The sequence below is a fragment of the Rickettsia endosymbiont of Polydrusus tereticollis genome (genome assembly GCF_964026385.1).
Classification (GTDB): Bacteria; Pseudomonadota; Alphaproteobacteria; order Rickettsiales; family Rickettsiaceae; genus Rickettsia.
In genome coordinates, this window is record NZ_OZ032142.1 from 634,399 (window position 1) to 646,515 (window position 12,117).

Here is a 12,117-nt window from a genome sequence, read left to right on the forward strand (position 1 = left end):
ACAATGCCGCCTCGCTATGTGCTATTATACTTCTTTAGCTTCCTCTTCATTATCCTCTTCGTCATCAGAATTTTCAGCAATTAACGATGCAGATACAACTTTTTCATTGTCTTCAGTTTTAAACAAGATTACTCCGCCGGTATTACGTCCTGTTATACGCACGGATTCGAGTTTGCAGCGAATTAACTTACCGCTATTAGTAATTAACATTAATTCATCATCCATGGCAACAGGCATTACTCCGACCACGAGACCGGTTTTGTCGGATATATCCATATTGACAATGCCGCTGCCGCCGCGATTAGTAATTCTATAGCCGTAAGCCGAGCTTCTTTTACCAAAGCCGTTTTCGCTAACGGTCATAATAAATTCTTCTGAAATTGCCATTTGTAAAATCATATCTGAGCTTAGCGTTGAGCCGAATTCTTCCGGTGAAAAGGCTTCTCCCTTGGCAATTGCAAGCCTTCGCTCCGTCGGAATCGATAAATAAGCTTCACGCTCTTCCATCGTACAAGAAACGCCTTTAAGCACTGTCATAGAAATTACCGAGTCATCTTTTGTTAGTCTCATTCCTCGGACACCGTCAGAGGTGCGGCTTTTAATAATCCGTAGAGATTCAACCGGAAATCTTAGAGCTTTGCCGGCTTTTGTGGCAAGTAAAATATGCTCTTCTTCTTTACAAACTTTTACGTCAACTAATTTATCATTGTCGTCAAGCCTGATGGCGATTTTGCCGTTTGCTTGGATACGTTTGAAATCCACTAAATCGCTTCTTCTAATATTCCCCAAAGAAGTTGCAAACATGATATTTAAATTATCCCATTCATCTTGATTTTCCGGCAGCGGCATAATATTAGTAATATATTCCTTATCTTTTAAAGGTAAGATATTAACAATCGGTCTACCTTTTCCTTGCGGATTGCTTAGCGGTAATTTATAAAGCTTTAAGCTATAAACTTGCCCGATATTAGAGAAGAACAGCATCGGCGTATGGGTACTACCGACGAATATTTGCGTGGTAATATCCTCGTCTCTCATTGACAGACCCGATCTACCTTTACCGCCTCGTTTTTGTGCTCGGTAGCTAGTTAACGGCACACGTTTTATGTAACCGCCAAGCGTTACGGTTACTACCATTTCTTCACGCTGAATTAAATCCTCTATATCTTGATCAAATTCCCCGAATTCAATTGAGGTGAGGCGAGGGGTGGCGAACTCTTCTTTAACCTTAATTAATTCATCTTTTAAAATTTCTAAAAGCCTTTCACGAGATTCGAGGATATTAAGATATTCACTAACTTCTTTAGCAAGATTTTTTAAATCTTCTTCTAATTTATTTTTCTCCATGGCGGTCAAACGTTGCAATCTCATTTCTAAGATAGCCTTGGTTTGAGCTTCGGTAAAATAACATCTCCCTTGCTCATCTAGCATAGCTTTATCGTCAACCAGCTTCATAAGAGGTAAGATACTTTGAGCGTCCCAATTTCTTGCCATTAATTCTTGTTTTGCACTATTTGGATCACTTGCCGATTTAATAATGCGGATAATTTCATCGATATTACTAACTGCGATAGTAAGACCGAGTAATATATGTGCTCTATCTCTAGCTTTGTTAAGTAAATATATAGTACGGTTAGTAATTACTACTTCCCGAAAATTAACAAAAGCACTTATCACTTCTTTTAAATTCATAACTTTCGGTAGCCCGTCTTTTAGGGCTAACATAATTACGCCAAAGCTTGTTTGTAGCTGCGTACAGGCATATATTTGATTTAATACTATTTCCGCTACTACATCTTTTTTTAGCTCTATATAAATTCTTATACCTTTTTTATTTGACTCATCACGTAAATCACTAATGCCTTCAATACGCTTTTCTTTAACCATTTCGGCAATCTTCTCTACCAATTTGGCTTTATTAACCATATAAGGGATTTCGGTAATAATAATAGCTTGTCTATTATTCGGCAGGTCATCAATTCGTGCACGTCCTCTGGTCACAATACTTCCACGACCAGTTAAATATGCCGATTTAATACCGTGCGTACCTAAAATCATTGAGCCGGTCGGGAAATCAGGACCTTTTACTACTTCTAACAAATCCAGAATATCTATATCGTTATTATCGACATATAAACAACATGCATCAATAACTTCACCAAGGTTATGGGGAGGGATATTAGTTGCCATACCGACGGCAATACCGCCGCTACCGTTAACCAGTAAATTTGGGAACATTGCAGGTAAAACTAACGGTTCTTCTTCTGAACCGTCATAATTAGGAATAAACCCTACTGTTTCCTTGTCGATATCTTCAATCAGTTTATGAACAACTTTTGCCATACGTGATTCGGTATATCTCATTGCCGCCGCCGCATCACCGTCCATTGAGCCGAAATTACCTTGACCGTCAATGAGGGGCAGACGCAGTGAAAAATCCTGTGCCATACGGACTAATGAATCATAAATAGCACTATCGCCGTGCGGATGATATTTACCCATCGTATCACCGACGATTCTTGCCGATTTGCGGTAAGATTTGTCGGCATGATTACCGGCTTCATACATCGAGTAAATTATACGGCGGTGTACGGGTTTCAGTCCGTCCCGTACATCCGGTATTGCTCTGCTTACTATAACGCTCATGGCATAATCAAGGTAAGACGATTTCATTTCGTCTTCAATATTTACCGGTATTAAATTAGGATAATCTTTATTACTAGTCACAATTGTACTGCCTATATTAATTTAAGTCTATTATAGTGAAATACTCTGTAGCTTTCAAGAATTGCTTTTTGTTATCTTTATGGGTTATAATTATGATAAAGTGAATATTAAGGAGGTTTAATTATGGAAATAAAAATTATAAAGACAGAAACAGAATATAACCAGACTTTGAAAGAAATAGATAATTTACTAGAAGCTGCTGAAAGCTCAGAGGAAGCTCTTATCTCTCATGAAGAATATGAAAAATTTAATCAGCTTGAAGATATGTATTGGGTAATGCAGGCAAAAAATGCTAGTAAAAAAGGTTTTCTTTCGGAAAAAGAAAGTGCAGGTTTTTTGGCTAAAATATTAGAGTAGTAAATTATGACTCTATAAATAATCCCTAAAAAGTAAAAGCCGTAATATGTCATTCCCGCGAAGGCGGGAATCCAGAAAAAGCACTTAAAATAAACAAAATTATATAGAAATTTACTATATAATTCGCTTAAATATTCTCTGGATTCCCGCCTTCGCGGGAATGACATCGAAAATTTGAACCATACAACAAAACCGAAAATATCAGGACAATAGATTTGTTAACTAATTCCTTAACTCTATATCCTCCGTACCCCACTCGTTAGAAATACTATTATATTTCAATATATACGGTTTAGTGTCAATAGAATCGAGGACTATATCGGCGATCATATCGTCATGCGAAGAAATGAAACTATGACCGAAAGAAGAATAATAAGGTTGATAATTTTTAAACCGAATAGTTATAAATTTTTCTTTAGTAATACTAGGCATATATTTGATTAAATCCGTAATATTATCTAACTTATAATTTTCTATCGCATAAATATGAGTGCGATATAAATTTTTATAATCTTGAGTAAAATAAGCCGGTATCGCACTAAAGCTACTGCCTGATTGAACGGTTGCTATCGTTAGTGCCTTAAGAGGTACACCTGATTTGCTGCTAAAATAATCATCGGCTTCAAAAAAGATTGCACCGCCAAAATTAACAAGCTGCTCTATTTTGTTATTATTGATGTTATACAAATCTATAGTTTGTTCTATCTTTTTCCCTTCACGATAAATTACGAGTTTAATATTAGGGTTTCTACTATTATCCATTTCTTTATCAAACATAGTAAGGTTACCGCCGAGTTCTATATTGTTAATTTTCCAAATAATATCACCTGGTTTAAGAAATTTTTCAGCAGGAGAATTCGGTATAATAGTTTTAACAATCACTACTCTATTTCGTGCATCGGGGAATTTTTTTAAATATATATCCATTTCTGCTTGTGGAAAATTACGATGCCTTACTGCTTTATTTAAAGAATATAATTCGGTAATAATACCGATATGATTCCTATTTGGAACTTTATTATTTTTAAGGCTCTCTAAACTACGTTGCACATAATCCGAGTGAAGAGCTAAGGCATAAGTTTGTCCCCCACCGTATATTATGCCGATAGCTTCATTTTTTTCATTTAACACCGGCGAGCCGCTTGCACCTCCGGTAATATTAAGGTTAATTATATAAGAGCCTTGAGGCATCCCTCCGTCAATACTATATAAATCGGATAAATAGCCGCTATGAAAGGAAAAACCTTGTGCTTCGGTATTACCTACGACAGAAACGCTTTGATTTAATTTAGGTATTTCCTTCGAAAAAACTATTTGTTCAACCGACTCCGGTAAGTCTGATTTTGCTACTTTTAAAATAGCGTAATCCTGCCAGATATCGTAATAAATAAGTTTTGCCTCGGCTTGCTGACCGCTATGGAAGGTAACAAAATAAGTGCCGATAGAAGCCCTACCGATCACATGTGCGTTAGTAACGATAAAACCGTTTGCTTTATCGGTTACAAAACCGGTACCGGTTCAGCTACCTATATCCTTATAGGCGGATACGGCAATTCTGCTGTCGATAGTCACTATGGCTTTTTTTGCGTGTTCTAAACTGTTAGGAATAGCGGCGGCATTAACAATATTTACGAAAAACAAGTTAATGATAAATAAAATTTTTATTAAAATTGGGACTTTTTTCATTTGTTCCTCTTGTAAAATTATCACCCTAGCATTATATCAAAAAGGTAAATAATAAAAGATGTATAATAAACGTAAATAAGAAAATACTGCAAGAATAAAATTTTAAAGAGGATAATTATGGGAAAAGTAATAGGTATTGATTTGGGGACGACAAACTCTTGCGTTGCCGTAATGGAAGGCAAAGAGCCCAAAGTAATAGAAAATTCTGAAGGTGAGAGGACTACGCCGTCTATCATAGCTTTTGCTAACGGCGAAAAATTAGTCGGTCAGTCGGCAAAAAGGCAAGCGGTAACTAATCCAAGAAATACTATTTATGCGGTAAAAAGATTAATCGGCAGAAATTTTACCGATCCGATGGTTAAAAAGGATCAAGATATCGTGCCTTATAAAATAGTAAAAGCCGATAATAATGATGCATGGGTTGAAGTAGACGGGCAAAAATATTCGCCTAGTCAAATTAGTGCTTATATTTTGCAAAAAATGAAAGAAACTGCCGAAAATTATCTAGGCGAGAAGGTAACGCAAGCGGTAATTACCGTTCCTGCTTATTTCAACGATGCACAACGTCAGGCAACAAAAGACGCCGGTAAAATCGCCGGTCTTGAAGTTTTACGTATAATTAACGAACCGACAGCCGCAGCCCTTGCTTACGGTTTCGATAAATCAGCTAGTAAAACCATTGCGGTTTATGACCTTGGTGGGGGAACATTTGATATATCGATACTTGAGATAGGCGACGGCGTATTTGAAGTTAAGTCGACTAACGGCAATACTTTCCTTGGCGGCGAAGATTTTGATACTAGAATATTAAATTATTTAATAGATGAATTCAAAAAAGAAAGTAGCGTTGATTTACGTAATGATCCACTCGCCTTGCAACGTTTAAAAGAAGCTGCCGAAAAAGCTAAAAAAGAACTATCTTCTGCAGTAAATACCGATATTAATCTACCTTATATTACTGCAGATAATACCGGTCCAAAACATTTAAATATTAAGTTTACCAGAGCAAAATTAGAATCACTAGTAGCCGATTTAATCGACAATACTATTGAGCCTTGCCGTAAAGCATTAAAAGATGCCGGCTTAAAGGCTTCCGACATTCAAGAGGTTGTACTAGTCGGCGGTATGACCAGAATGCCGAAAGTAATTGAAAAAGTTAAAGAGTTTTTCGGTCGTGAACCGCATAAGGGAGTTAATCCTGATGAAGTTGTAGCACTCGGTGCTGCTATTCAAGGGGGGGTATTAAATAAAGAAGTAACGGATATATTATTATTAGACGTTACGCCTTTATCGCTTGGAATTGAAACACTTGGAGGCGTATTTACCAGGTTAATTGATCGTAATACTACTATCCCGACCAAAAAGAGCCAAGTATTCTCTACTGCCGACGATAATCAGCATGCGGTAACTATTCGAGTGTTCCAAGGTGAGCGAGAAATGGCGGCTAGTAATAAATTACTCGGGCAATTTAACCTTGAAGGTATCCCTCCTGCACCACGAGGCATGCCGCAAATAGAGGTAACTTTTGACATCGACGTTAACGGCATAGTGCATGTTTCCGCTAAAGATAAAGCTAGCGGGAAGGAGCAAAAGGTAACTATCCAAGCATCGGGTGGGCTTAGTGAAGCAGAAATTGAGCAGATGGTGAAAGATGCCGAAAAAAATGCCGATGAAGATAAAAAGCGTAAAGAGTTAATTGAAGCTAAAAATAACGCCGATAGTCTAATTTATTCTACCGAGAAGACCCTTAAAGATTACGGTGATAAAGTATCTGCTGAAGATAAAGCCGGAATAGAAGAAGCTGTTACAGGCTTAAAAGCTGTTTTAGAGTCGGAAGATCTAGCTCAGATTAAAGAAAAAACGGAAGCGTTAACGGCTAGTAGTATGAAAATCGGTGAAGCAATGTATAAATCTCAAGCGGAAAATACAAATACTGCTGAACCGGAAGCCGCTAATGATGAAAAAATAGTAGACGCCGATTTTGAAGAGGCAGGGAAGAAGTAACTAACGTGTCATCCTGCGGCTTGTACCTGGGTTGTTGCGTGGATCGAGTTTTTGCAAAGTGTACGGTGTTATGCCGTGGCTTGACCAACATTGTTGCATGGATCGAATTTTTGATGTCATTCCCGCGAAAGCGGGAATCTAGAGAATATTTAAGCGAATTATATAGTAAATTTTTATATAATTTTGCTTATTTTAAGTATTTTTTCTAGATTCCCGCTTTCGCGGGAATGACATCAAAAACTGGATGGTCACGGCGTCAAGGGAGCCTCGCCATGATTTTGGTGTCCACGCAACGACGCTCCGCTTGTGCGGGAATGACGTTAATAAAAAACACATAATTAATTATTCTTAAATCATGTCACAAACTGATTACTATCAAATACTTGGCGTTAGTAAGTCTGCGACTCAAGCAGAGCTAAAAAAAGCTTATCATAAGCTCGCTAAGCAATATCATCCCGATAATAATAAGGTTGAGGATAAAAATGCCGAGAAAAAATTTAAAGAAATAAGTGCCGCTTATGATGTTCTAAAAGATGAGCAAAAAAGAGCGGCTTATGATCGTTTCGGGCATGATGCTTTTCAAAATAGAGGCGGTGGAGGTCAGCAATCACATGGTCAAGCCGGTGGATTTCATGCCGATATTAATGACATATTCGGTGACTTTTTTAGTGATTTCATGGGTGGGAATAAAAGATCACGCTCTACTTCAAGCAAAATTAGGGGGTCGGATTTAAAATATAATTTAACAATTAGTTTAGAAGAAGCATTTCACGGTGTCGATAAAAATGTTAGTTTTTCTAGTGAAGTAAAATGCGATTCATGCCACGGTACCGGTTCTGAAACTAATGAAGGAATGACTAGTTGCAGTGTTTGCGGCGGTCATGGAGTAACAAGGATGCAACAAGGATTTTTTACCTTAGAGCAGACCTGTAATCATTGCCAGGGTAGCGGACAAATTATAAAAAATCCATGTAAAAAATGTCGTGGTAATGGGCGTTATGCTAAACATAGGAACTTAACGGTAAATATTCCTGCCGGCGTGGAAAACGGCACGAGGATAAGGCATACCGGTGAGGGGGAAGCAGGAATTCGAGGAGGAAGCAGCGGCGATTTATATGTCGATATTGCCATAAAACCTCATGATCTTTATAAAATAGAGGGAGTAAATTTACATTGTAAGCTACCGATTAGTTTTGTAAAAGCTGCTCTTGGCGATGATATAGAAGTGCCGGTAATTGAAGGCGGAAAAGTAAATTTAAAAATTCCTGCCGGTACGCAAAGCGGCGATCAGCTAAGACTTCGAGGCAAAGGAATGTCTAAGATTAGAGCAACTATTAGGGGTGATATGATTGCCCATATCCACGTTGAGATACCTAAAAATTTAACCAAAAGACAAAAAGAATTATTAGAAGAATTTAAAAAAGAATCGGTAAACGATAAAGACAATGATAGTAATTTTTTTAATAAAATGAAAAATTTATGGTCATAGTTTTTTAGGACATTTGCACAGGTATTAGGTGTTGTTGTGTGGATCGAAAAAAGTGCCGTATGTCATTCTAGCTAAAGGCGGGAATCCAGAAAAAACACTTAAAATAAGCAAAACTATATAAAAATTCACTATATAATTCGCTTAAATATTCTCTGGATTCTCGCCTTCGCGGGAATGACATCAAAAATTTGATCCATGCAACAAAGCCTTCAGTCGCTCGCAATGACGTTGCAGGTATCCACGCAACAATGCCGTCTATCCATGATGGATTTTTATTAAAATTTTTGTATGGAATTTAAACCTTAAATATTATATTATATTATAATAGATTATCTACTAATATTAAATTGAGAGGAGTTATGCCGTACAAAAATAATGCTAGCTTACCTGAGTCAGTTAAAAATCATCTTCCGAAACATGCACAAGATATTTATCGTGAAGCTTTTAATCACGCTTTCGAAGAATATAAATCACCGGAAAAAAGACGCAGTAATGATTCAAGAGAAACAGTAGCATATAAAGTAGCTTGGGCAGCAGTCGAAAAAAAATATCATAAAAATGAAAAAGGACAGTGGGTGGAGAAGTAAAACAACTTGTAAATATTAATTTACTTCGTTTTTTGTAATTAATTAATAAAAATTAAATAATGCTTGACTTTTAGCTAAAATGTTGGTATATTTTGCCTAAATTAATTTAGGGTATATTTATGAGTGGAAACTTAATAAGTTTAGAAGATATGGAACTAGTTTCTTTAACGGAGATTCCTAATAAATCTATAAGTTCTAATAAACTTGCTCATTCAGCAATAAATCTTGCATATAATAGTGCTGATCCAGATAAATATTTAGCAAAGGCTTTAGAAATAGACGGTAAAGAGTTGGTCGGTAGCGGCTTTGAAATATTTGCCACATCAAGTGAGTTGAATACTTCGCAGTATGGTTATAAAGCCGTCGCATTTATTAATAAGCAGACTAAAGAAATTCATATTGCCAGTGCAGGAACAAAAGCTGATAAGCATGATTTATGGGACGATATGTTAATTACTTTTCATTATACTCCTAATAAACTAGCTTCAGCTAAAGAATTTATTGATGCAATAATTGCAAAAATCGCCAAAGAGGAAAATAGAGAAGAAGCAGTACAAAATTATACTTTTAGTACTAGCGGGCATTCTCTTGGAGCTATCATACGCATCAAGTTAAGCCATAATTGTTAATAATTTTAGTGTATTTAAGGAAGATAATCTGGTTTTACGATATTTATCTTTCAAAGAAAATTTCCCCCAATCTATAATTAATTTCTTAAGGAACTGCTCTAAATCATTAAGACGTCCAGTAATAGACAGGAATAATTCTCTTGACCTTTTCTGTAGTTCAATAAATGCTTTGGTTAAACTAATTTCTCTATCATTTGCTAATTCTACACAATTCGATAATCCATGAAAAATAAGCACACTACATAATTTACCATATAATTCACACAAAACTCTTGCAGGTTTACTTCTCCCTTTAAGATTCTCAATTTTTGCATGACTTTTATATAATTTAAATAATAATTCAATTTGCCATCTTGCTCGATAAATTATCATTATATGCTCAGCATTAACCATATCCTCTGATATATTAGTGATAAATATTGACCAATCTAGTAATCTCTGGTTTCTTGAAGAAGATTTATATTTATGAGACTTAGCTAATAAATTAGCCTTCCTTCTTCTACCAATAGCCTGTTCATCAGTCAATTTATGACATATAATCCGTAGCTTAACTTTTGCTTGTTTACCTAAAAGTACATCTTTTGATAAAAAGAATTTATTATCTAATAAGTTTAATAAATCAATTTTTTCCTCAGTGATAGGGTCATATATATTAGTATCTGCTTTATAACGACTAATAAAATATGCACCAAGTTCGATAATTTGAATAAATGAAGCTGGGACAAAATAACCTAAATCAGATATTAATAAGTCCTTAGTAGATATGTTTGATAAATGTTCTCTATATCCTTGATCAGCCCTTATACCTTCTGTTATATCGACTTTATCTAACGATTGATTTAAATAATCAAATACTACCTGTAATTTAAGAGAAGATTGCACTGTACTACTACGCCCCTTATAGCAAGCACCGCAACCCTTATACATATCCGCCATATTGGCAGGTAGAATAATATGGCTACTATCCAATAATTTAACGCTATTAAATTGCTGCAAAATGTTGCAATCAAGCGGCATAGTATTTCTAAATAATTTCAAGCATTGTTCATACATTGACTGCATAAATTTTACTGCTACCTCAGTAAACCTAAAGTCTAAGCCTTGGGCAGAAATATCTATAGTTTCTTCACTTAAAAAGTTACGCATTCCATCAAGACTACAATTACTATCGCTCATATTACCAAACACTATAGCTTTTAGAAAAGCTGAACCAGTTATTTTTCGTTGTCTCTTAATAAATCCTGTTGTAATGGATAAATTATTGGCTGTCTCTCCAAAAAACTCTTGGCATAGTTTTGCTAAGTTTACTATTTTCCCCATAGTACAAATTCTCACAATTTAGTTGTTAATCTTGCAAAAATTTATACCATATATTAGCTTCTTTTTAATTCATAATTTACTACCGTAATACCAGTATAACCTACTTGCTTTTCTTAACTTGATGCGTATGCTTGGAGCTATTGTGTCAGATTTAACTGCGGTGGAGTTATATTCACGTAATTTTAAGTTTGATAAATCGACAACTTTTGATAGTCCAGGCTCAAGTGAAGTAGTAAAATATGCTATCCAAGAAAAGCTATTTACGGGTGAAGTTAAGGCTTCAATAGAAGAATTAGCTAAGCATTCCGTAATATATAATGCAAAACCTAATTTTATCAATACTACTAATACTTCTTTTGGAGAAGTAAATTTAGTTCTTCCGCAAGTAAAAAATAATATAGTAGAAGAGCAAAAAGCACCGAAGGCAGCAGGGCTTTGGGGATGGGGCGAATATTTATACAATACAATCGGCTCTGTGGTTCAAACAAGTATCGATTATTTAGGTATTACAAGTATAACGGAGCAAATCAACCAACATAAGCTTCATAATTTTGCTGATTTAGATAAGCTTGTTTATGTAGTAGAGGGGTGGAATAAGACTCAACCGATATTAAGAGATGATAAGAACAATGCTCAGTTTAAAGCTGTAAAATCTACAGGGAAAGACGTTGTATTATTTGATGAGCATGAATATGGCAGTTTAGTATTGATAGATCAATATCCCTTAGCATATTCGGATTTACAAAATTATACTATGGAAGAAGTGTTGCCGATAGGAGATATGAACAATAATTTAATTTTAGTGTGTTAAGTTATTTATAATATAAAAATAAATTTCAGATGTTAGATTTTTTTTCTTATGGTCTTGCACGTGTGGTAAGAAGTGCAACCGGAGCTACTTCCGATATTGCAGTTTATATTGCAGATAATATTACTAAGTATATTAATGATTTAGTAGGTGAGCAACCACAAGATAGTAATAATTTTACTATTAGGGAAGAAAAGGACTGGCTCGTCGTCGACGTCGAGCCTATAGGAGATACAACTTCACCGCAAAATAATCAATAAATCATATTATCCACCTTAAAATTCATAAATATTTCTAGCCATTTTGAGCGTTGTTGCATGGCTCGAGAAATTAATAAAAATCCGTCATGACGAAGCCACGAAGTGGCTGTGGCATAGGTCAAAAATGGTTTCAATGTCATACCGTGGCTTGACCACGGTATCCAGAAAAAACCTTAATAAAAAGACTGGATGCCGTGATCAAGGAACTAGAATGACACCGAACGCTTTGCAAAAATTCGATCCACCCAAC

8 protein-coding genes and 2 pseudogenes are annotated in these 12,117 nt (G+C 35.7%); 7 read left to right on the forward strand and 3 right to left on the reverse strand.

What is annotated here, in order from left to right; translation table 11 throughout:
• Positions 1 to 24: 24 nt before the first annotated feature.
• Positions 25 to 2,673, reverse strand: coding sequence for a DNA topoisomerase (ATP-hydrolyzing) subunit A (gene gyrA / locus AAGD48_RS02895; protein ID WP_341790715.1), 2,649 nt, complete (start codon positions 2,671 to 2,673; stop codon positions 25 to 27).
• Between the two features lie 177 nt (positions 2,674 to 2,850).
• Here gyrA and AAGD48_RS02900 point away from each other — a divergent pair, with 177 nt between their 5' ends.
• Positions 2,851 to 3,084: a hypothetical protein gene (locus tag AAGD48_RS02900; RefSeq protein WP_341790390.1), complete on the forward strand. Its 234-nt coding sequence runs from the start codon at positions 2,851 to 2,853 to the stop codon at positions 3,082 to 3,084.
• A 222-nt stretch (positions 3,085 to 3,306) separates the two neighbouring features.
• Here the strand turns inward: AAGD48_RS02900 and AAGD48_RS02905 are convergent.
• A pseudogene (locus AAGD48_RS02905) lies at positions 3,307 to 4,791 on the reverse strand (S1C family serine protease).
• 96 nt (positions 4,792 to 4,887) lie between these two features.
• Between AAGD48_RS02905 and dnaK the strand changes: the two are divergent.
• From dnaK to AAGD48_RS02925, 4 genes and pseudogenes are all read left to right on the forward strand, one after another.
• Positions 4,888 to 6,774 (forward strand): molecular chaperone DnaK, encoded by a 1,887-nt coding sequence (dnaK, locus tag AAGD48_RS02910; RefSeq protein WP_341790391.1) that lies wholly within the window; start codon positions 4,888 to 4,890, stop codon positions 6,772 to 6,774.
• Between the two features lie 355 nt (positions 6,775 to 7,129).
• Positions 7,130 to 8,263 carry a molecular chaperone DnaJ gene (gene dnaJ / locus AAGD48_RS02915; RefSeq protein WP_341790392.1) on the forward strand — a complete coding sequence of 378 codons (1,134 nt, stop codon included), beginning with the start codon at positions 7,130 to 7,132 and terminating at the stop codon, positions 8,261 to 8,263.
• 359 nt (positions 8,264 to 8,622) lie between these two features.
• On the forward strand, positions 8,623 to 8,850 hold the full coding sequence (locus AAGD48_RS02920) for a ChaB family protein (RefSeq protein ID WP_341790393.1): 228 nt from the start codon (positions 8,623 to 8,625) through the stop codon (positions 8,848 to 8,850).
• 119 nt (positions 8,851 to 8,969) lie between these two features.
• Positions 8,970 to 9,452, forward strand: a pseudogene (locus AAGD48_RS02925) (hypothetical protein); the annotation flags it as partial.
• Positions 9,453 to 9,461: 9 nt separating this feature from the next.
• Here AAGD48_RS02925 and AAGD48_RS02930 read toward each other — a convergent pair.
• A complete protein-coding gene (locus AAGD48_RS02930; protein WP_341790700.1) occupies positions 9,462 to 10,799 on the reverse strand; it encodes an IS4 family transposase in 1,338 nt (445 codons plus the stop codon).
• Positions 10,800 to 10,926: 127 nt separating this feature from the next.
• On the opposite strand from AAGD48_RS02930, the gene AAGD48_RS02935 reads away from it, so the two are divergent.
• Together AAGD48_RS02935 and AAGD48_RS02940 are read left to right on the forward strand one after the other, a co-directional pair.
• Positions 10,927 to 11,610, forward strand: coding sequence for a hypothetical protein (locus tag AAGD48_RS02935; protein WP_341790394.1), 684 nt, complete (start codon positions 10,927 to 10,929; stop codon positions 11,608 to 11,610).
• 29 nt (positions 11,611 to 11,639) lie between these two features.
• Positions 11,640 to 11,867 (forward strand): hypothetical protein, encoded by a 228-nt coding sequence (locus tag AAGD48_RS02940; RefSeq protein WP_341790395.1) that lies wholly within the window; start codon positions 11,640 to 11,642, stop codon positions 11,865 to 11,867.
• Positions 11,868 to 12,117: the final 250 nt, after the last annotated feature.